Below are 21016 nucleotides of genomic sequence, written 5' to 3' on the forward strand. Positions count from 1 at the left end.
AGACTGTGCCTCACTGGCCGGTCAACATGGCAAAAGTAGGGGAGGGGGTGTCAGCCCTCCAGCGCCGCCACCCCCGGCAGGGTCTTGCCCTCGAGCCATTCGAGAAACGCGCCGCCGGCCGTCGAGACGTACGAAAAATCATCCGCGGCACCGCTGGCATTCAGCGCCGCCACCGTGTCGCCGCCCCCGGCGACGGACAGCAGCTCGCCCGCTTTCGTCAGATCCGCTGCCTTCAGCGCAGCCGCGTCAGTGGCCTTGTTGAAGGGCGGAATCTCGAACGCGCCCAGCGGTCCGTTCCAGACGAGCGTCTTCGCCGCGGCGAACACCTCCGCCACCTTCTCTACGCTTTTGGGACCGGCATCCAGGATCATCGCATCCGGCGGGCAGGCATCTGCCGCCACCGTCTCGTTTTCCGCGCCGGCGGCGAATTCCTTCGCCACCACCACGTCAACCGGCAGCACCAGAGTGCAGCCCTTGGCTTCGGCTTCGGTCATGATCTTGCGTGCGGTCTCGGCCAGATCGTGCTCGCACAGCGATTTGCCGACGTCGACTCCCTGCGCCGCAAGGAACGTGTTGGCCATACCGCCGCCGATGACGATACTGTCCACCTTCGGGATCAGATTGCCCAGAAGGTCCAGCTTCGTCGATACTTTAGCGCCGCCGACGACAGCCACCACAGGATGATCCGGATTCGCCAGGGCCTTCTCCAGCGCACTCAGTTCCGCCTCCATCAACCGTCCGGCACAGGCAGGCAACAGCCTTGCCAGTGCCTCGGTCGAGGCATGGGCGCGGTGCGCGGCGCTGAAGGCATCGTTGCAGTAGACATCGCCCAGCTTCGCCAGCGCCTTGGCGAATGCCGGATCGTTGGCTTCCTCACCGGCATGAAAACGGGTGTTTTCCAGCAGCAACACCTGCCCTGGCTCCATCGCCTCCACCGCAGCCTCGGCCACATCTCCCACGCAATCGTCGGCGAACGTCACCTCCGCATGCAAGACATGCGCCAGGGTCTCCCGTGTGATTTCAAGGCTCATCTCCGGAACGAACCTGCCCTTGGGTCGGCCGAAATGCGCCAGCAGCACCGGCTTGCCCCCGGCCGCGAGGATGGAGCGGATGGTCGGTGCGATCCGCTCGATCCGCGTCGCATCCGTCACCTCGCCGTTCTCGACCGGCACGTTGATGTCCACGCGGGTGAGCACCACCTTGCCGTCTAGGTCCATGTCATCGAGCGTTTTCCAGGCCATATCGTTCCCCCCTTATCGCCAGAAGGCGAGCCAATCGGTCATGCGCAACAGTTGCTTGCCTGTCCAGGCCAGTGCATCGAGATGAAAATAGTATTCGTCGGCCGCAAAGAAGCCGACGACAAGGGCGACCACCAGAACGGCCTGCCAGATTTTCACTAGGCGGCGCTCCTACAGCAGTGCCTCGACCTTGGCCGCGACGTTCTCCGCCGTGATGCCGAAATGCGCATAAACGTCGTCGATGGGACCGGAGGCACCAAACCCGTCCATGCCAACGAACGCAGCCTTTTCGGCCCGGCCCCGCTCACCAATCAGCCAGCGCTCCCAGCCAAAGTTCACAGCGGCCTCGATACCCACACGCACCGCACCGCGTGGCAGCACCTTGCGGCGGTAATTCTCGTCCTGCGCTGCGAACAGCTCCCAGCAGGGCAGGGAGACGACGCGCGTGCCGATACCCTTCTCCTGCAACGCCGCGCGGGCGTCCATCGCAATGGCGATCTCGGAGCCGCTGGCGATCAGCACTGCCTTGCGGTCGCCCTCGGCCTCGGCCAGGATGTAGCCGCCACGCTCTACCAGGTTCTGGTTGGAGTTCGTCGTCCGCACCGCTGGCAATCCCTGCCGCGAAAGGGCGATCACTGATGGCGTCGTCGGACTTTTCGCCGCGATTTCCCACGCTTCCATTGTTTCGATCGTGTCCGCCGGGCGGAAAACATTGAGGTTTGGGATCGCCCGCAGTGCCGCCAGGTGCTCCACCGGCTGGTGCGTCGGTCCGTCCTCGCCCAGACCGATGGAATCATGCGTCATCACGTAGACGACCCTCGTGCCCATCAATGCCGAAAGCCGAATGGCTCCGCGCGCGTAGTCGGTGAACACGAGGAACGTTCCGCCGTAGGGCAGCACGCCGCCGTGCAGGGCCATGCCATTCATCGCCGCCGACATACCATGCTCGCGAATGCCATAGTAAACGTATCGGCCGCGTCGGTTCTTCGCATCGAACGTGCCCAGATCCGCCGTCAGCGTGTTGTTGGAGCCGGTAAGGTCCGCCGAGCCGCCGATGGTTTCCGGCAGCACGCTGTTCAACACTTCCAGCGCCATTTCAGAGGATTTGCGAGTCGCGACCTTCGGCAGCTTCTCCACCATCTCGCGCTTGAATTTTCGCACCGCACTCGACAGCTTCGACGGCAACTCACCCTTGATTACCCGGTCGAACAGGTCCGCCCGGCGTGGTGACAGTGCCGCCTTCGCCGCTTCCCAATCGGCCCGTGTCGCGGTGCCGCGCTTGCCGATCTCTTCCCAAGCGCTCTTTATATCTGCCGGAATTTCGAATGGCGGATGGCTCCAGCCGTAGGCTTCGCGCACCTTGGCGATTTCCTCATCACCGAGGGGCGAGCCGTGCGCCTTGTTCGTGTCCTGCTTGCTCGGCGCGCCATAGCCGATATGTGTCTTGCAGGCGATAAGGCTGGGAGAGTTGGTCTTCTTCGCTGCCGTGATCGCCTCGTCGATGGCCTGAGGATCATGGCCGTCACAGGCAAAGACGGACCACCCCGAAGCGCGGAAACGTTTCAATTGATCCGTGATGTCCGACAACGAAACCTCGCCGTCAATCGAGATGCCGTTGTCATCCCACATCACGATCAGCTTGCCCAATTTCTGCTTTCCGGCCAGTCCGATGGCTTCTTGGCTGATGCCTTCCATCAAGCAGCCGTCTCCGGCAATCACGTAGGTGTGGTGATCGACCACCTTGCGGCCGAACCGTGCCGCCATGCTCTGCTCCGCCATGGCGAAACCCACGGCCGTGGCCAGCCCTTGGCCCAACGGGCCGGTCGTCGTTTCAATTCCCGGCGCATGGCCGTATTCCGGATGTCCGGCCGTCTTGGAGCCCAGCTGACGGAAGTTCCGTATCTCGTCGATCGTCATCTCCGGGTAGCCGGTCAGATACAGAAGCCCGTAGAGCAGCATGGACCCATGCCCGGCGGAAAGGATGAAGCGGTCCCTGTCTGCCCAGTCCGGTGCCGAGGCATCGAACTTCAGATGCTTTTCGAACAGTACCGTCGCCACATCCGCCATCCCCATGGGCATGCCGGGGTGGCCGGAATTGGCGGCCTGAACGGCATCCATCGCCAATACGCGAAGCGCAGCGGCTTTCTGCCAGTGGTCGGGATGGGCGGTTCTGAGATCGGAGATGTTCACGGCATTTCTTTCGTTTTGCAGACGCGAGAGACGTTTTTTCAGCGATTTTCGCGCATTTTCCCTTTGCATGGCACTGATACGCAACCCCCGGTCGGGGTCAAGCGATCTCCGCCAAAAAAAGTGGTCGGCACGCCCGCATCTCTCGTCTAAACTCGGCAGACTTGCGTACCAAGTTCCCTTGGGGAAGAGTCGACTCCCCCAAAGCGCGTTGATAAGAAGGCTCAGAGATGAATGATTTGAACAGTTTGCAGACCCGTCTTGAAGCAGCGCTGAATCGCGTATCCGCGGCCTGCGAAGCCTTGGCGGATCGGGCGGCGCAACCTGCCGGTGAGGATGGGCAATCCGCCGCCGATACGGCACCACTCGAAGCCGAGATCACCCGCCTGCGCACAGAGCTTTCGAGCCAGGCCGACCTGCGCAAGAAGGATCTGGCCGAACTCGACTCACTCATCGAGCAGCTCAAGCCACTGGTAGAGGAGGTCTGAGCCATGCCCGAGGTCACACTGGAAATAGGCGGTCGCAATTTCCCGGTCGTCTGCCAACCCGGCGAGGAAGAGCAGTTGCAGAAGGCTGCGGCCCTGTTGGCTGCGGAGGCGGAAACCCTGCAGGCCCACAACGGTCGTGTGCCCGAGGCGCGCATGCTGCTGTTGGCCGGATTGATGCTCGCCGACAAATTGCTGGAGGCGGATACCGCGGTGTCTGGCGCCGAAGAACGAATTCGCCAATTGCAGGCGCAGGTCCGCTCCGTCGAGGAAAAGGCCGCCAGGATGGCCACCAGCGCCCTGCATTCCTCCGAAGACAAGGACGACGAGGCGCTGACCGTGGCGCAGCGGGAATCGGAGGCGGCAAAGGACATGCTCGAGCAGGTCGCCACTCACCTCGAAAGCCTCGCTGACGCGCTTGAAGGGCAGGGCTGAGACAAGCCTCGCGGCTCTTGCCCAGCCATCGTCCAATCTTCAGCAAATCTTAAGGCTGCCGCCAGACACTGGCAGGCATGATTTCGTTCCATGCCGAGGGCCCGTGAATGCCGCGCCTCACCTCTGTCCATGGCCAGGCCTGTGGACTGCTCCTTTTCTCATGCCTCGCGGCCTTCGGGCAGGAGCATGACACCTGGCTGGAAGCTGGGATTTCAACCTATGGCCCCACCATCGCGCCTGCGGCATCGCTATCCGAGCGTTTCGCCGTCCGCGCGCCGATCTCCGTCGCCGGCTACGGCACTCACTATACGGACCGCGATGGCAACACTTACGAGGTTGACCTCAGCGCCTTCCAGGCCGCCCTGATGGCAGATTTTCATCCATTTGAGAATGGCTTCCGCCTGTCCAGCGGCTTTGCCTTCGGCGGCTATCGTGCTACGGGCCGCGTCGATGATCCCGTCTATCAGGGCGTCACCATTCCCGGTGAGGTTTCACTTAGGATGGCTCAAAAGGTGCCCGCCGCCCCGCAGGTTGCCGTCGGCTACACCAGCGGTGCGCGGCGCAACCTCGGCCTCTTCGCCGAAATCGGCGTCCGCTACGCTCCCTACCGCATTTCCTACAGTTCGGATCAGGTGCTCACCCCCGGTCAGCGTGCCGGTCTGGAGGCGACGGTCGCCGACATGAACGATGACCTCAACAGTTTCGGCTTCACGCCATTTGCCGCCTTCGGGGTTACGTTGAATTTCTAGAATTCCCGGTCGGGTCAGCCCCCCAACCGTCCATGGCCGGGACAAGGAGGCCCGCAACTCACCGAGTTGCGGGCCGTTTCTCAAACCTCAATAACACTGCCTTCCCCGCGTGATCATGCAGGCTGGTTGGCTTCCCGGATCTTGCTGGCGGCATCGGCGTCGAAGGCCACACCGGACTTCGTCAGCATCTCGTCCAGTTCGCCCGACAGCGTCATTTCCACGATGATGTCGCAACCACCCACGAACTCGCCCTTGACGTAAAGCTGCGGAATGGTCGGCCAGTCGGAATAGGTCTTGATGCCGTCGCGGATGGCATCATCCGCCAGAACGTTCACATCCTTATAGGCCACGCCCATGTAGTTCAGAACACCGGCCACCTTGGCGGAAAATCCGCACTGCGGCATCTGGCTCGTGCCTTTCATGAACAAGACCACATCATTGGCTTCGACATCGGCCTTGATGGCCTCATGCGCTGTAGTTGTCATTGGCTTATCCTGTTCCTGTAGCTGTCCCGTCCGCGGGGCCATTGCTCCATCGTAACGGTTTTGTATTTCACGACCCTTCGGAATCGCGTTTCTTGCTGTCCACCTGCTCCAGCCGGCCATCTTCCGTCAAAACCAGTTCCGGCGCGTCGATGTCCGCCCGCTCTCGTCGCCGGATGCGCTTAATCAGCATCAGCACGACGATGACGGCAATGACGCAAAAGCTGAACGCCTTGACCCAGACAGGCAACATGCTCAACCCTCCGTCTGCGGCGCCGCCGGCGCACGCGTTGTCAGTGCCAGCGCGTGCAACTCGCCCGCCGGACCGTCCATCTTTCCCTTCAGCGCCGCATAGACCATCTGGTGTTGCTTGACGCGGGAGATACCGGTGAACTCGCTGGCCACCACCGTGGCGGCGTAATGGTTGCCGTCGCCCGCCAGATCCTTGATCTCGACATCGGCATTCGGGAAGGCATCCCGGATCATGCGCTCAATTTCAACGGCTTCCATGGCCATGGGGCAGGGTCTCCTGTCTCGTCACGGTAAATCTATGTGTGCCCGGGTTCCTTCGCAAGAGATCATGCCACCAATGTGGCAAGGGCATCCGAATGTGCCTGTCGCAGCATCACCAATGGCAGGCTGTCTGCGGATCCCAGCGTGATGTCAGAACCAACGAATTCGCCGATCCGCCGCGCGGCGATGTTACCTTCGCCTGCCGCCGACAGAATGGCTGCTGCACCGGTTTCCGTCGCCGCTACCAGATAGCGGCCCTGATCCTCGCCGAACAGCTCGTCCATGCCGTCCGCCGCCAGCGTCACGCCCACGTTCCCGGCCAGCGCCATTTCCGCTGCGGCCACGGCCAGTCCGCCATCGGCGACATCGTGGGCGGCGCCCACGTGGCCTGCCGCCATCATCTGCCGCAGGAACTCGCCGGTCCGTCTCTCCGCCGCAAGGTCTACGTCCGGCGCATTGCCCGCCGAAAGCCCGCAGCACTCCGCTAGATATGCCGACTGCCCCAGCCGCGTGCCTGTGCCGCCGATTTCAAGCAGCACCGCGCCATCTTCCGGTATCATCCGGACGACATCGTCCACATCGCGCAACAGCCCGACCGCCCCGATTGTCGGCGTCGGCAGGATCGCCATGCCATCGGTCTCATTATAAAGGCTGACGTTGCCGGAGACGACGGGCATCGACAGTGCGACGCAGGCCTCGCCAATCCCCTTCACGCAGCCGACGAACTGGCCCATGATCTCGGGTTTTTCCGGGTTGCCGAAGTTCAGGTTGTCGGTCACTGCCAGCGGCTCCGCGCCGGTGGCGATCAGGTTGCGATAGGCCTCGGCCACCGCCTGCTTGCCACCTTCGAACGGGTTGGCCTTGCAGTAGCGCGGCGTTACGTCTGCCGTAAATGCGAGGGCCTTGCGCGTGCCATGCACCCGCACCACTCCGGCATCGGCACCCGGTATCACCACCGTGTCGGCACCGACCGTATGGTCATACTGCTCCCACACCCAGGCCCGCGACGAATAGTTGACGCTGCCCATGATTTTCATCAGCGCCACATCCGCAGCCATCACCGGCACATCGCCCGCCGGCCCCGGCTCCGGCGGGTTCACCCATGGCCGGTCATATTCCGGCGCCGTGCCCGACAGGGCCTTCAGCGGGAGGTCGGCCTTTACCTCGCCATTATGCACGATCAGAAAGCGGTCCTCGGCGATCGTCTCGCCGACGATGGCGAAGTCGAGATCCCATTTGTCGAAAACCGCCTTCGCCGCCGCCTCCTTTGCGGGATCCAGCACCATCAGCATCCGTTCCTGGCTCTCGCTCAGCATCATCTCATACGCCGTCATCGCCTCTTCGCGCACCGGCACCTTCTCCAGATCGAGGCGAATGCCGAGATTGCCCTTGTCGCCCATCTCGACGGCGGAACAGGTCAGGCCGGCAGCCCCCATGTCCTGAATGGAAACCACAGCGCCTGTCGCCATCAGCTCCAGTGTCGCTTCCATGAGTCTCTTTTCCGTAAACGGATCGCCGACCTGCACCGTGGGCCGCTTTTCCTCGATCGTCTCGTCGAACTCGGCCGAGGCCATCGTCGCACCGCCCACGCCATCCCGTCCCGTCTTGGCACCGAGGTAGACCACCGGTCGGCCGACGCCGCTTGCGGCTGAATAGAAGATCGCATCCGCGTCGGCGATTCCGGCTGCGAAGGCGTTGACGAGGCAGTTGCCGTTGTAAGCCGGGTCGAACCGTAACTCGCCGCCGACGTTCGGCACACCAAAACAATTGCCATAACCCCCGATCCCTTCGACGACGCCGGAAAGCAGTCGTGCCGTCTTCGGATGTTCCGGGCTGCCGAAGGAAAGCGCATTCATCGCCGCCATCGGCCGTGCGCCCATGGTGAAGACATCGCGAAGTATTCCCCCGACGCCCGTCGCCGCACCCTGGTAGGGCTCGATATAGGAGGGGTGGTTGTGGCTCTCCATCTTGAAAACCACCGCCTGCCCGTCGCCGATATCGACGACACCGGCATTCTCGCCCGGCCCGCAGATGACCTGAGGCCCTTCGGTCGGCAGCGTTCGCAGCCATTTCTTGGAGGATTTGTAGGAACAATGCTCGTTCCACATCGCCGAGAAGATTCCCAACTCGGTGAAACTCGGCTCCCGGTTCAACAGCCGCAGGATTTCGGCATACTCATCGGGCGAAAGCCCGTGGGCGGCGATCAGGTCATCGGTGATAGACGGCTCTTTGGTCATGCATGTGCTCCGGCTCTCGGCGCACCCCTTTTAGGGCGGCGGCAAGCCGGAACACAAGCGCATTGGGCCAATGTTCAGCCCCTGTTCCACCACCAGCGCGGCGCACGCCATGTCCTGCGCTTGCGGTAGGGGCGCAATCGCGCCTCGTGCGGGTTCTCGGTTCGTGTGGCGACTTTCAGGGTTTCGGCCATCAGGTAAAACATCTGCTAACTCCTTCTCCGTTATGGATAGCCATTTTTCCCTTTTTTTTGTCAAAAACGAAGTTGATAAAACTTCCAAACTGTAAGACTATCTTACATATGAACGCATCTGCTCTTCCGTCTCTTTCTGCGCTACGCGCCTTCGAGGCCACCGCCCGACTCGGTTCCCTCTCCGCCGCCGGGCGGGAGTTGAACGTGACCCACGCTGCCGTCAGCCAGCAAGTGCGCGCGCTGGAGCAACGGCTGGAGGAAAAGCTGGTGGAGCGTCAGGGCAGGGGCGTCGCCCTGACGGAAACCGGCGCGCAATTGGCGGCGGCGCTCTCTCGCGGTTTCGACACCATCCGCGATGGCTGGCAGGAGGTCGCTGGGCGCAGTGCTGATCGTCCCGTCTCAGTCACCATGACGCCGGCCTTCGCCACTCACTGGTTCATGCCGCGCTATCCGGATTTCCTCCGCCGCGAACCCGACGCCAACCTGATCATCCGCCCCTCCGCCGAGGTGCTGGACCCGGACCGTGAGCGGTTCGATGTGGCAATCCGTTTCGGCAAGGGCGGCTGGCCGGGGTTGGAGGCGACCATGTTTCTGCCCACCCGTTTTGTCGTCGTCGGTGCGCCGGGGCTGGTGCCGCCAGATGCGGCGTCGGCCCCTGATACCCTCAGCCACCTGAAATGGTTCCAGGAAACCGGGACGGACGAAATCCGCAACTGGATGGATGCTCAGGGATTTTCGCCAGCGCTACGCGCCAATATCAGCGATCTGCCGGGCTTCCTGATGCTCTCCGCCTTGCGCGAGGGTTACGGCGTCGCCGCCACCGCCCGGCTGTTCGTTGAGGAGGACATCGCCGCTGGCCGGTTGGAGGTGGTCTGGGAAGCGCCGGAGACAGAGAGCGGCTATCACATCGTCCACAGGCCGGGTGTTCTCCGCCCACAGGTCCGCCGCTTCGTCACCTGGCTGAAGCGTCAGGCCCCACCGGATCAGGCCTGACGCGATGATCAGTCCTCAGGCCAAAAAAAAGGCCGAGCAGAGCTCGGCCCAAGTCCAACAGGGAGGTGAAGATGCCAAGCACCTTCGAGAGCACAAATAGGAAGCCACTTTCGTCCGATCAAGATATTTCGAGGCATAGCTGCTATCTAAAAAACGCATAGCTGCACAATTGTCACAACTCTAGGGCGATCTGCATGCAGAGTTACGACTTAAGTTGCATACCACATCTAGCCTGGACATGGCGCAGAGATAGTAAAATTTGAAGATTTGAGTGTTGCGCCGGCTTTAGTCCGCCGTCGCCGAATCCTCCATCTGGTATCTTTTCTTGAAGTCGGTAATTTCCCGGATGATGAAATCGCGGAATGCCGCGACTCGGCGTGATTGACGCAATTCTTCCGGATAGGCGAGGTAGACGGGAATCACCTTGCTCTGCTCCTCGGGCAATACTCGGACAAGATGCGGCGCGTCGAGACTGACATAGTTCGGCAGTGATCCGATTCCCAGATTGTTTTCCACCGCCCGCAGGATTCCGAAATAGTTGTTCACCGTCAACCGGCTTGAGTGCTCGGCGGACAGGAATGGCACGATCCAGTTCAGCCCCTCGCTCACCTGTCGCGTAGCGGCCGCCAGCGTGATCAGCCGGTGGCTGGTCAACTCCTCTTCCGTTGTCGGCAGCCCCATCTTCTCGGCATAGGTGCGCGTGGCGAAGAACTGCATGTTCACATCCATAAGCCGCCGCCGCACCAGGTCTGCCTGGCTTGGCTCTTTCATCCGAATCGCCACGTCGGCCTCCCGCATCGGCAGGTCCAGAACCCGCTCTTCCAGCAGCAGGTCGATCTTCAGGTTGGGATATTCCTCGTACAGCCGCGACAGTCGCGGCACCAGCCACAGGGTACCGAAGCCGGTGGTCGTCGTCACCCGCAGCTCACCGAAAATGCCTTCGGCGCTGTCGCGAATGCGCGCCTCGGCCGCCTCCAGCCGCCGTCGCATCGAAACCGTCGCCTCGAAAAGCAACTCGCCTTGTTCGGTCAGGATCAGCCCACGCGCATGGCGATGGAACAGCGTTACGCCCAGGCTGTCCTCCAGTCCGCGGATCTGGCGTGAAACTGCGGATTGGCTCAGGTGCAGCGCCTCCCCCGCATGGGTCAGAGAGCCGGCATCGGCGACAGCGTGAAAGATTCGCAGCTTGTCCCAGTCGGTCCCAGTGGCCATAGGCATTTCCCCTTTTTTCAGTTCCCTTACCAGATCGCCCCGGTTTTCCGACCGGAAATTGCGCTCACGGCCAATTTTCTTGCTGGAATCCGCAAACTGCGCGAGGCTCGGCCTGTCACTTCGAAAAACGCTTTATTGGTCAACAAGGCTGACCTAGAATGCAGAAAAACAGTGACGGGAGCGCTGAAGATGACCCTGCAGAAGGTGTCCCTGAAAGACCGCTACGATCTTTCGCAAAAAACAGTCCTGCTCAGCGGCACGCAGGCCCTTGTCCGCCTGCCGATGATGCAGAAGGTGCGGGATCGCGCCGCGGGCCATTCTACCGCGGGCTACGTTACCGGCTACCGCGGCTCGCCGCTCGGCGCCGTCGATTTGCAGATGGCTCGCGCCAAGGCTGAACTCGCCGCGCACGAGATCGTCTTCAACCCCGGCCTCAACGAGGATCTCGCCGCCACCGCCCTGTGGGGCACCCAGCAGGCCGAACTTCGGGGCGAGGGCACGCATGATGGTGTGTTCGGCCTCTGGTACGCCAAGGGGCCCGGCGTCGACCGCACGGGCGATGTGTTCCGCCACGCCAACATGGCCGGCACCTCGCCGCTCGGCGGGGTGATCGCGGCAATGGGCGACGATCACACCGGCGAAAGCTCCACCGTTCTGCACCAGTCCGAATTCGCGCTGGTCGATGCGCTCATGCCCATCCTCAGCCCGGCCGGCGTGCAGGAAGTGCTGGATTACGGCCTCCTCGGCTGGGCGCTCTCGCGCTATTCCGGCTGCTGGGTCGGCCTCAAATGCGTCAAGGACACGGTCGAGGTCACGCAGGTCGTCAACGCCGATCCACATCGCCTGACCATCACCACACCCACCGACTTCCCGATGCCGCCCGATGGCGTGAACATCCGCCTCGGCGACACGCCCGCAGCGCAGGAAGCACGCCTGCACGATCACAAGAGGTTCGCCGCCGAAGCCTTTGGTCGCGCAAATAAAATCGACAAACGCATGGGCGGGCAGGCGGGTGCGCGCATCGGCATCGTCTCCGCCGGCAAGAGCTGGCTCGATACCGTTCACGCGCTCGACCTTCTCGGCATCAAGGCCGACGACATGCCAGCGCTCGGCATCACCACCTACAAGGTCGGCATGGTCTGGCCGCTCGATATGCGCAGCTTCCGCGAATGGGCCGAGGATCTCGAACTCATCATCGTGGTCGAGGAAAAGCGCAAGCTCATCGAGGTGCAGATCAAGGAAGCGATCTTCGACGAACGCCACGGCCGCCGCGTCATCGGCTGGAAGGGCGAACAGGGTGAAACCGTGTTCTCCGTCAAGGGCGCGCTCGATCCCGTCACCATCGCCCGCAAGCTCGGCACCCTGCTGGCCGCCGAAGGGCTGGAAGCCCCCATCGCCGCCGCCCGCGCCCGGCTGGAAGATGCCGCCCGCGCCGACAATGCCGAGGAAATTGCCACCCGTAACCCGTGGTTCTGCTCCGGCTGCCCGCACAACTCCTCCACCAAGCTGCCCGAAGGCGCGCGCGCCTATGCCGGCATCGGCTGCCACTACATGGTCCAGTGGATGGACCGTGAAACCACCGGCTTTACCCACATGGGCGGCGAGGGGGCGAACTGGATCGGCGAGGCGCCCTTCTCCAGACGCGGCCACGTCTTCCAGAACCTCGGCGACGGCACCTACAACCATTCCGGCGTGCAGGCGATCCGCGCCGCACTCGCCGCCGGCACCACCATCACCTACAAGATCCTCTACAACGACGCTGTGGCGATGACCGGCGGCCAGCACAACGACGGCGACCTCACCGCCCCCCAGATCGCCCGCGAACTCGTGGCGATGGGTGTGAAGGAGGTCGTGGGCGTCTACGACGAGAAGGAAGAGATCGACCGCACGGCTTTCCCGTCCTCCGTCAAGCTCCACCCTCGTGCCGAACTGATGGACGTGCAAAAGCGGCTGGAGAAAATACCCGGCGTCACCGCGATCGTCTACATCCAGACCTGCGCCGCCGAAAAGCGCCGCCGCCGCAAACGCGGTGAATTCCCCGATCCCGACCGCCGCGTTTTCATCAACCCGGCGGTCTGCGAAGGCTGCGGCGATTGCGGCGTGCAATCGAACTGCGTCTCGATCCTGCCGCTGGAAACGCCTCTCGGCCGCAAGCGCCAGATCGATCAATCCTCGTGCAACAAGGATTTCTCCTGCCTGCAGGGTTTCTGCCCCAGCTTCGTCACCCTCGAAGGCGCCAAGCCGAAGAAGGGCAAGGCCGCCGACCTCGACTTGCCCGACCTTCCGGCACCAACGCTGCCCGCGATCAACGGCACGCACAACATCGTCATCACCGGCGTCGGCGGCACAGGCGTCGTCACCGTCGGAGCGCTGCTTGGCATGGCGGCACATCTCGAAGGCAAGGGCTCGGGCGTGATGGAAATGGCGGGCCTCGCACAGAAGGGCGGGGCGGTACACATCCACTGCCGCATCGCCGAAAAGCCCGGCGACATCACCGCCATCCGCGTCGCGACCGGCGAGGCCGATGCCGTGATCGGCGGCGACATGGTGGTCGCGGCAGGCTCGAAAACCCTCGGCCTGATGACCCGCGGGCGCACCCGCGCCGTGCTCAACACCCACGAGATCATCACCGGTGCCTTCACCCGCGACACCGCCTTCCGCCTGCCGACGGACAAGCTCACTCTCTCGCTGCGCGCCCGCGTGGGGGAAGACGCATTGGCACCCCTCAACGCCACGCAGTTGGCGGAAAAACTATTGGGAGACGCCATTTACGCCAATGTCCTCATGTTGGGCGCGGCCTTTCAGGCCGGGCTCGTGCCATTGTCGGAGGAAGCACTCCTGAAAGCCATCGAACTGAACGGCGCTGGCGTGGAAGGCAATCAGCGCGCCTTCGCCATCGGTCGCTGGGCCATAGCCTTCCCGGCTGATGCGGCCCGGACAATAACGCCCGAGCAGCCGGCCGAGGAAACGTTGGCCGATGTCACCGATTACCGCGCCGCCCACCTCACCGCTTATCAGAACGCTTCCCTTGCTGCCCGCTATCGCGCCGCCGTCGCAGCAGCAGAAAAACTGGATCCGGAGTTTGCCCTCGCCGTCGCCAGAGGCTATCACAAGCTGCTCGCCTACAAGGACGAATATGAGGTGGCGCGCCTCCATTCCGAAACCATCGAGGCGCAGGTCGCAGAAGCCTTCGACGGCACCCGCCGAATGCGCTTCCACCTCGCCCCACCTATCCTCGGCGGCAAGGATGCCAACGGCCATCCCCGCAAACGCGCCTTCGGCCCGTGGATACTCTCTGCCTTCCGCCTCCTCGCACGCTTCAAGATCATGCGCGGCACGCCCTTCGATCCCTTCGGTCGCACCGCGGAGAGGCGCATGGAACGCGCCCTGATCTCGGAATACGAAGGCGATCTCGCCAACGTCTCGGCCGGGTTCACCCCGGAAACCCGCGACCTCGCCATCGCCTGGGCCGACCTGCCGCTCCAGATTCGCGGTTTCGGGCACGTGAAGGCGGCCCATGCAGCCGCCGCCGCCAAGCGCCGCGAGGAACTTCTGGCCGCCATCCGGTCCGGCGGCGCCCCGGGCACGGCCCGTGCCGCCGAATGATGCCGAATTCGCAGGCAAGCAACAAACTGTCATAAAAACTGTGACGGATGCGACTTGCTTCGTCGCGATCCCGGCGTACCTTTGATGCCATGACCGAACAGGACATCAAGGAGAGAACCTATTCCCCGGCGGAGCGGCGCTCCGATGCCTGCATCCATTTTGCAGGCATTGTACTCGCGCTCATGGCCGTACCCGTGCTCATCACGTTGGCCGCCGTCTGGCGCGGCGACGTCGCCGCCGTCACCGGCGCCGTCATCTACGGTCTCAGTCTGATCCTGATGATCCACTGCTCGGCACTTTACCACATGGTTCGCGTGCCCCAGTGGCGTCCGGTTTTCCGGCGGATGGACCACACCGCGATCTTCATCAAGATCGCCGGCACCTATACGCCTTTTGCACTGCTTGCCGGCTCGTCGGCGATGCTGCTCACCTTCCTCTGGATCGCCGCCGCCGCAGGCGCCCTCCTGAAGATCCTCGCCCCCGGACGTTTCGAATGGGTGGCATTGTCGCTCTATCTCGGCATGGGCTGGGCAGGGGCCGTGGCGGGCGGAGAGATGATCAGCGCCTTGTCGTGGACGGGCTTTATTCTCATTCTCGTCGGCGGCTTCATCTACACGGTCGGCGTGATCTTTTATCTCTGGGAATTGCTGCCCCACCATAACGCCATCTGGCACGCTTTCGTGCTGGTTGCATCCTGCGTGTTCTATGCGGCCGTCATCGTCGAATTGATCCCCAAGGCCGCTTGACGGCGTCGGGCCTTACAGCCGGAACTTCCAGGTGATGCAGTCCGGCCCGAATGGTGGGCAATCGGCTCCCTGTCCCGCCAGCCATCGAAGCGTCCGCCACCACCGGGCGGCTCACCCCTTGCGGATCATCCAACGCTGGTGCGGAAACACCACTTCGTCGCTGGAGACGATCTCGTGCCCCTGTTCGGCGCAGAAATGCGGCACGTCGATCAGTGCCGCCGGATCATCGGTCTCCACTTCCAGCAGGCTTCCCACCGCCGCAGCCTTCAGCCGCTTGCGGATCTTCAGGACGGGCAGGGGGCACAACAGCCCGCGGGCATCGAGGTGGTCGGAGTCACTCATGCCGCCAGTGCTACCCTGCCGGCTGGCTGGAGGGAATACCCCCCGGCGTTTCCGAGGGCGCGCCTTCACCGATGTTACAACCTTCCACGCCATTGTTATGAACCATCGGATGACGCCCACGGCATTTGCGTCTAAACGGGTTGGAGAACCAGAAGGTCAATCGCATGTTCGGCATAGATATCATGGATGCTTCCCTCCTGCCCGCGCTCCTCGTGGCGCTGGTCGCAGGCGTGATCAGCTTTCTCTCGCCGTGCGTTTTGCCGATCGTACCGTCCTATCTCGCCTATATGGCCGGAACCTCTGTCGATACCGGCAGCCGCCGTCCGCAGGGTCGGGTGATCGTCGCTGCGATCTTCTTTGTCCTCGGCCTGTCCACCATATTCGTGCTTCTGGGCCTCGCCGCCTCCGCCATCGGGTCCGTCTTCCTGCAATACCAGCGCGAGATGGCAATGGCCGCCGGTCTCGTCATCGTTGTGTTCGGTCTGCACTTTCTTGGCATCATCCGCATTCCTCTGCTCTACCGCGAGGCACGGCTGGACGCGGGTGACAGGGGCGGCTCCGCGCTTGGTGCCTATGTTCTCGGGCTGGCCTTCGCCTTCGGCTGGACGCCGTGCATCGGTCCCATTCTCGGCACCATCCTCAGTCTCGCTGCGCAGGAAGGCACGCTGGAACGTGGCATGATCCTCATGGCCACCTACGCCGCCGGGCTCGGCCTGCCGTTCCTCTTCGCCGCCGTCTTCCTCAACAGTTTCGCAGGGATGATGTCCGGTTTCCGCCGCCACATGGGGGCCATCGAAAAGGTCATGGGGGCGCTGCTGGTCCTCGTCGGCGTGATGATGGCCACCGGCCTGTTTTCCAGCTTTTCCTTCTGGCTTCTCGAAACCTTCCCCGGCCTCGCGGCAATCGGCTGAGCCGGCACCGGCGAAAATCTTGGTCTGGCCCCGCCGCACAAATCCGCGTATTCGAAGGACAAACTCCGGCAGGCCAGAGGCGGTATGAGCGACGAACCCGAAGACAGCAAGGCAGACAGTGAGATTTCGCTAAATGGCGAAGGCTTGCTGGGCCGTCTCGGTGTCGCACCCGTCAGCCTCACGTCCGAGTTGCCACGCAAGTTCTACGAGGCCGCGATCGTGCCGATACGCAGCCTGCGCCGCCAGCGTATCCTGATCAACCGGCCCCGGCGCATCGAGGAGATGCTGGCAAGCCGCGCGGCCGAGTTTGCCCGTCCCAAGGAACTGCCCAAGGACATGTTCGAGCTGTTCGGCCGCAACATCTTCGAGGCCGGACCGGAACAATACGCCCGCATCCGCCCGCTGGTGGAAATCGCCTATGGGCCAGACCGGATGAAGCGCTACCTGCCACGGGTCCTCGAGGCCGGGTCTGAAGCCGTCAGCCGCCTCACGGCAACGTCCGGTCCGCAGGACATCTGGCCGGAAATCTACCGCCTCTCAGCCGATATCAACCTGCGCATGATCCTGTCGCTGACCGTCGACCAGCCCGAGGGCAAGTACTTCGCCGAGAAGATCCCAGAAGTCGCTGCCCGGTTCGCCAGAACCGGCATGGCTTCCGAATTCGGAGGCAAGGGCCCGAAGGCCAAGGGCTCGGATGGCACAGTGCTGGCTGCTGCACTCGACCGTCATCTTCAGGCCCGCGTGCCCGGCATCGCCGAGTTCAAGGGGCCGCAGGATGTCGCGACCGACCTGATGCTCGTCCAGCATCCCGATACATGGGAACGGCTGGATGCCAATTTTGTTCGCCACCAGATCGCCGCACTTCTGGTCCATGGCACCGAAGCCATCGCTTCGGCGCTGGCATGGGCGCTCTGGTTCACCGCTGCCACAGATGGGCTGGGCGAGCGGGCACAAGCAGAGGCCGCCGCTGCCTGCTCCGGTCCGCAGGGACTCGACTTCATGGCGTTGGCCCGGCTGCGCCTCCTGCCGGCCATCCTCTCCGAGACCCTGCGCCTCGCGCCCCCCGTTCCGATCTTCGCCCGCCGGCCACGACAGGTCGAACAGGTGCGCGACATCGCTGTCCGCGAGAGTGGCTTCCTGTTCATCTCGCCATGGCACCTCGGCCGGCATCAGGAGTTCTGGGACGAGCCGGAGCGCTTTGATCCGGAACGCTGGCTGCAAGGCGGCAAGGGTACGGAGCCGGGGTTCCACAACATCCCGTTTTCGGCCGGCAAACGCCGCTGCCCGGCTGCCGGCATGGTCCGACTCGACGTGCTGGCGCTGCTCACCCTGATCCTCGGCCACTGTCGCATCTCTCCGGCGCCTGACGCCGCACCGGAGCCGCAGCCCGGCGTGGCCCTGGGCGGTCGTGGTCTGTCCCTGACAGTCGGGAAACCCTGAAATGGCCCACGCGCAAGCGAACGCCCTGCCGCCGGAAGCGGCCACCGAAGCGTCTCAGCCACAGGAAGTCCGTCGCCGTCACGTGTTCTACGTGCCCGGCTTCGACCCCATGGGCGCCCGCCGCTATCGCGAACTCTACCGCACGCACTCCGCCCGTCAGGCCGAAATTTCGGGCTATGAAATCGCCGTCAGTGCGGCCCCGAAACAGGCCGGCAACTATGCGTGGAGTGTCTCCTCCGAGATCGAGGGCCAGAAGACAGAAACCATCGTCGAGTTTCTGGAGTGGTCCGACCTCGTCCGCCAGACGATGAACCGCAACACCCTGCACGCCCTCTGGACATGGGCCTGGACCGGCACGTGGTTCCTGTGGTCCGGCGCGGTCCGCGCCTGGGCCAGCCTGCACCGCAAGATCCTGATCCCCGGCCTTTACCCCTACCTGACCATTCTCGCGCAACTGTTGGCCGGCCTTCTGGTCGGTCTGGCCGCCGGCGGTCTCGCCGCCGCATTCGGCCTGGCCACACCCGCCGTCCGCGCCGTTGCGCTCGTCGCCGGGGTGGCCGCCACCGCCGCCATCCTGCGCTACTTCCGCAAACGCGATCAGAAACACTACATCTACTACCTGCTGTTCATGCTCGCATACGCCGCCGTCCGTGCACAGAAGCGCCCGAAAATGATGCTCGACCGCGAGGACGCGTTCGCCAGACGCATCGCCGAGGTCCTCCGCACGGGCGAGGCCGACGAAGTGCTCGTCGTCGGCCATTCCGCCGGCGGGTACGTCGCCGTACCGATCGTGGCAAAGCTAGTGCGCATGCCCGGTCTGCCTCTTGAACGACTGGGCCTGCTGACGCTCGCCCATGTCATCCCGCTCACCTCTTTCCTCAAGGGGGCAGGGGACATGCGCGCCGATCTCAACATCCTGTCGAAGACCCCGGAAATCACATGGCTCGATGTTTCCGCTCCGGGCGACGGAGGCTGTTTCCCACTCTCCGATCCCGTCGCCACCTGCGGTGCCGCCGACGATGACCAGATCTGGCCGAAAGTCATCTCCGCTGCCTTCTCGATGACCCTTTCGGAGGAGAAGCAGGACCCGAAGACCTTCACCTTCTTTGAGCGCCACTTTCAGTACATCTACGCCTTCGACTACCCGCGCGAATACGATTACTTCCGCATCACCGCCGGGCCGATGACGCTGCGGACCCGCTTCGCGCACCGCGACAGCACCACGTCCCGCATCACCCGCGTCTGCACCCCCTACACGGACCGCGAGCAATGACAGACTACATCCCGCCCATGCCCGATACACGCCCGGAGAATGCCTCCTGGCGCCAGCGCCTCAGGCTCGCCCACCAGGACATGTTCGCCTCGCTGCCCCAGCGCCTCTATTCGGCATGGATGGCGCAGACGCGCTTCCCGCTGTTCCACACCTTTCTCGTCAACGACCCGGACGTGACGAAAACCGTGCTGGAAGAACGTCCCGACGACTTCCCGAAATCCGACATCATCCGCGACACGCTTAAGCTGCTGCTCGGCAACTCCGTCTTCGTCACCAACGGCGAGGTCTGGAAGCGCCAGCGCCGCATTATCGACCCGTCCTTCGAGGGCGGCCGTCTGCGCGACGTGTTCCCCGCGATGGTCGAGGCCGGGCAGAACTGCACCGCGCGGCTTGCAGAGCAGGCCAATGGCGAGCCGGTGGAAATCGAGTTCGAAACCGCCCACGCCGCCGCCGATGTCATCTTCCGCACGCTCTTCTCACGCCCCATCGAGGACGAAAAGGCCCGCGCCGTCTTCTACGCCTTCCGCAACTACCAGCGCTCGGCCCCGCTAATGACCTATTCGGCACTTCTGAAAATGCCCGACTGGGTGCCGCGCTTCCGCTCGAAGAAATCCCGCGTCAATGCGCAGGAAATCCGCGACCTGATCACCGAGATGACGGAAATCCGCGAAGCCGAGATTGCGGCGGGCACGGCTCCCGACGACCTCGCCACCAAGATCATGACCACCGCCGACCCGCTGACGGGCGAGAAATTCGACACCGAGGAAATGGTCGATCAGGTCGCCATCTTCTTCCTTGCCGGGCACGAAACCTCCGCCTCCGCTCTGTCGTGGACGCTCTATTGCCTCGCCGCCTGCCCGCATTTTCAGGAGCGGGCCGCCGCCGAGGCGCAGGCGGCATGGCAGGATGCACCCGACTTCGCCAACATGCGCAACCTGCCCTTCATCCGCGACGTCTTCCGCGAGGCGCTGCGCCTCTATCCGCCCGTGCCCATGATGGTCCGCGAACCCGTGAAGAATGAGCGTTTCCGCAAGCGCGATGTCGGCAAGGGCTCGCTGCTGTTCCTCTCGCCGTGGCATATGCAAAGGCACGAGAAGATGTGGGAACGCCCCCATGTCTTCGACCCGGACCGCTGGCAGGAAGCCGCGACCAAGGAGGCCAGCCGCAAGGCCTATCTGCCCTTTTCCTCCGGCCCCCGCGTCTGCACGGGCGCGGGCTTCGCGATGATCGAGGGCGTGATCCTGCTGGCGCTGATCCTGCGCGACCTCAAATTCGAGCTCGTGGAGGGCCGCGTGCCCAAACCCGTGCATCACCTGACGGTACGGTCGGAGGACGGCATCTACCTGTCGATCACCAGGCGCCGCCCCGCTTAGGTTGGGCAACCTGCCGACGATGGCAACGCCCGGAAGTCGGCAAGCCTACCGACTCATCACCGACGCCCCGCCGCTTGCCCTCGCGCCATCCGCTGGAACACGAACAACCGGATCGCCGAGGCCAGCCCGCATTCCACGCCCCGCGCCGCGTCGATCTCAGCCGCCAGCGCGTTGATCGCCTTGCCGTCTGCCGCCGCGATCTTCACGAACTCCCGCCAGTAGGGATCTTCGAGGCTGACCGATGTCCGATGGCCGCGCAGTGTCAGCGAGCGCTTCCTCGGCCGTGCTGCCGAAAAATCTACGTCCATCGCTGTAGGGAGGCTGGGCGGCGGTTGGAAACTCCGTCACCGCTCATGCGTCTTCGTCCTCGATCTCATGTCCGCCGGTTCGCAGCCGTTCCGCCTTCGCGGCTTCAACTCCTGCCTTGTCCGATGCCGACAGCCGCGCGGCGTCCGTGCGGGTCTCAGCTTCGCGGCGCGCGGCATCCCGTGCCTGCGTCTTGCGAAAACGTCGGAGGTTCACAACCTTGGTCATTGGCTCAGGCTAATCGGGCCCGAACCGAATTTGAACTGAAAAAGTGGGCGTTCGGACGGGTGGGCCCGG

The 21016-nt window shown here is 63.5% G+C and carries 22 protein-coding genes; 10 read left to right on the forward strand and 12 right to left on the reverse strand.

From position 1 onward, the window contains the following. Positions 1-50: 50 nt before the first annotated feature. From GO499_RS04890 to tkt, 3 genes are read right to left on the reverse strand one after another with little or no spacing between them, the layout of a single operon-like run. The gene (locus GO499_RS04890; RefSeq protein ID WP_161861141.1) at positions 51-1241 is read right to left on the reverse strand and encodes a phosphoglycerate kinase; all 1191 of its coding nucleotides are present in this window, start codon (positions 1239-1241) and stop codon (positions 51-53) included. A gap of 12 nt (positions 1242-1253) precedes the next feature. Further along, positions 1254-1397 carry a hypothetical protein gene (locus GO499_RS04895; protein WP_161861142.1) on the reverse strand — a complete coding sequence of 48 codons (144 nt, stop codon included), beginning with the start codon at positions 1395-1397 and terminating at the stop codon, positions 1254-1256. Positions 1398-1409: 12 nt separating this feature from the next. Further along, on the reverse strand, positions 1410-3428 hold the full coding sequence (gene tkt, locus GO499_RS04900) for a transketolase (protein ID WP_161861143.1): 2019 nt from the start codon (positions 3426-3428) through the stop codon (positions 1410-1412). A 227-nt stretch (positions 3429-3655) separates the two neighbouring features. Here tkt and GO499_RS04905 point away from each other — a divergent pair, with 227 nt between their 5' ends. The 3 genes from GO499_RS04905 (at position 3656) to GO499_RS04915 (ending at position 5094) form a co-directional block, all read left to right on the forward strand. Continuing rightward, entirely contained in the window at positions 3656-3913 is a 258-nt protein-coding gene (locus tag GO499_RS04905; RefSeq protein WP_161861144.1) for a hypothetical protein, read from the forward strand. Positions 3914-3916: 3 nt separating this feature from the next. Beyond that, entirely contained in the window at positions 3917-4345 is a 429-nt protein-coding gene (gene zapA, locus GO499_RS04910) for a cell division protein ZapA (protein WP_161861145.1), read from the forward strand. 107 nt (positions 4346-4452) lie between these two features. Continuing rightward, positions 4453-5094, forward strand: a complete 642-nt coding sequence (locus GO499_RS04915) for a hypothetical protein (RefSeq protein WP_161861146.1) — start codon at positions 4453-4455, stop codon at positions 5092-5094. A 113-nt stretch (positions 5095-5207) separates the two neighbouring features. On the opposite strand, the gene grxD is transcribed toward GO499_RS04915, so the two are convergent. From grxD to GO499_RS19645, 5 genes are all read right to left on the reverse strand, one after another. Continuing rightward, the gene (gene grxD / locus GO499_RS04920; protein ID WP_161861147.1) at positions 5208-5579 is read right to left on the reverse strand and encodes a Grx4 family monothiol glutaredoxin; all 372 of its coding nucleotides are present in this window, start codon (positions 5577-5579) and stop codon (positions 5208-5210) included. Between the two features lie 67 nt (positions 5580-5646). Continuing rightward, positions 5647-5829 (reverse strand): hypothetical protein, encoded by a 183-nt coding sequence (locus tag GO499_RS04925; RefSeq protein WP_161861148.1) that lies wholly within the window; start codon positions 5827-5829, stop codon positions 5647-5649. A 2-nt stretch (positions 5830-5831) separates the two neighbouring features. Then, positions 5832-6092 carry a BolA family protein gene (locus tag GO499_RS04930; RefSeq protein WP_161861149.1) on the reverse strand — a complete coding sequence of 87 codons (261 nt, stop codon included), beginning with the start codon at positions 6090-6092 and terminating at the stop codon, positions 5832-5834. Between the two features lie 62 nt (positions 6093-6154). Continuing rightward, on the reverse strand, positions 6155-8326 hold the full coding sequence (gene purL, locus GO499_RS04935; protein WP_161861150.1) for a phosphoribosylformylglycinamidine synthase subunit PurL: 2172 nt from the start codon (positions 8324-8326) through the stop codon (positions 6155-6157). A gap of 74 nt (positions 8327-8400) precedes the next feature. Further along, entirely contained in the window at positions 8401-8529 is a 129-nt protein-coding gene (locus tag GO499_RS19645) for a hypothetical protein (RefSeq protein ID WP_284154897.1), read from the reverse strand. Between the two features lie 96 nt (positions 8530-8625). Here GO499_RS19645 and GO499_RS04940 point away from each other — a divergent pair, with 96 nt between their 5' ends. Continuing rightward, positions 8626-9510, forward strand: a complete 885-nt coding sequence (locus GO499_RS04940; protein ID WP_161861151.1) for a LysR family transcriptional regulator — start codon at positions 8626-8628, stop codon at positions 9508-9510. A gap of 285 nt (positions 9511-9795) precedes the next feature. On the opposite strand, the gene GO499_RS04945 is transcribed toward GO499_RS04940, so the two are convergent. Further along, complete coding sequence (locus GO499_RS04945) at positions 9796-10728, reverse strand: LysR family transcriptional regulator (protein WP_161861152.1); 933 nt, start codon at positions 10726-10728, stop codon at positions 9796-9798. On the opposite strand from GO499_RS04945, the gene GO499_RS04950 reads away from it, so the two are divergent. Both GO499_RS04950 and trhA read left to right on the forward strand, forming a co-directional pair. Then, complete coding sequence (locus tag GO499_RS04950; protein WP_161861153.1) at positions 10651-14328, forward strand: indolepyruvate ferredoxin oxidoreductase family protein; 3678 nt, start codon at positions 10651-10653, stop codon at positions 14326-14328. The two genes, GO499_RS04945 and GO499_RS04950, sit on opposite strands and share 78 nt — an antisense overlap. A gap of 89 nt (positions 14329-14417) precedes the next feature. After that, a complete protein-coding gene (gene trhA, locus GO499_RS04955; protein ID WP_161861154.1) occupies positions 14418-15074 on the forward strand; it encodes a PAQR family membrane homeostasis protein TrhA in 657 nt (218 codons plus the stop codon). 111 nt (positions 15075-15185) lie between these two features. On the opposite strand, the gene GO499_RS04960 is transcribed toward trhA, so the two are convergent. Continuing rightward, a complete protein-coding gene (locus tag GO499_RS04960; protein WP_161861155.1) occupies positions 15186-15416 on the reverse strand; it encodes a sulfurtransferase TusA family protein in 231 nt (76 codons plus the stop codon). A gap of 164 nt (positions 15417-15580) precedes the next feature. Between GO499_RS04960 and GO499_RS04965 the strand changes: the two genes are divergently transcribed. The 4 genes from GO499_RS04965 (at position 15581) to GO499_RS04980 (ending at position 20413) form a co-directional block, all read left to right on the forward strand. Further along, complete coding sequence (locus GO499_RS04965) at positions 15581-16327, forward strand: cytochrome c biogenesis CcdA family protein (protein ID WP_161861156.1); 747 nt, start codon at positions 15581-15583, stop codon at positions 16325-16327. 84 nt (positions 16328-16411) lie between these two features. Then, on the forward strand, positions 16412-17767 hold the full coding sequence (locus GO499_RS04970) for a cytochrome P450 (protein WP_161861157.1): 1356 nt from the start codon (positions 16412-16414) through the stop codon (positions 17765-17767). Position 17768: 1 nt separating this feature from the next. Beyond that, on the forward strand, positions 17769-19040 hold the full coding sequence (locus GO499_RS04975) for a hypothetical protein (RefSeq protein ID WP_161861158.1): 1272 nt from the start codon (positions 17769-17771) through the stop codon (positions 19038-19040). Next, positions 19037-20413, forward strand: a complete 1377-nt coding sequence (locus tag GO499_RS04980) for a cytochrome P450 (protein ID WP_161861159.1) — start codon at positions 19037-19039, stop codon at positions 20411-20413. Before GO499_RS04975 ends, GO499_RS04980 begins: the two co-directional genes overlap by 4 nt. 56 nt (positions 20414-20469) lie before the next feature. Here the strand turns inward: GO499_RS04980 and GO499_RS04985 are convergent, their stop codons facing one another. Further along, positions 20470-20721: a ribbon-helix-helix domain-containing protein gene (locus GO499_RS04985; RefSeq protein WP_161861160.1), complete on the reverse strand. Its 252-nt coding sequence runs from the start codon at positions 20719-20721 to the stop codon at positions 20470-20472. 43 nt (positions 20722-20764) lie between these two features. Next, entirely contained in the window at positions 20765-20947 is a 183-nt protein-coding gene (locus tag GO499_RS04990; protein WP_161861161.1) for a DUF4169 domain-containing protein, read from the reverse strand. Positions 20948-21016 lie beyond the last annotated feature (69 nt).

The organism is Algicella marina, from assembly GCF_009931615.1.
Lineage (GTDB): Bacteria > Pseudomonadota > Alphaproteobacteria > Rhodobacterales > Rhodobacteraceae > Algicella > Algicella marina.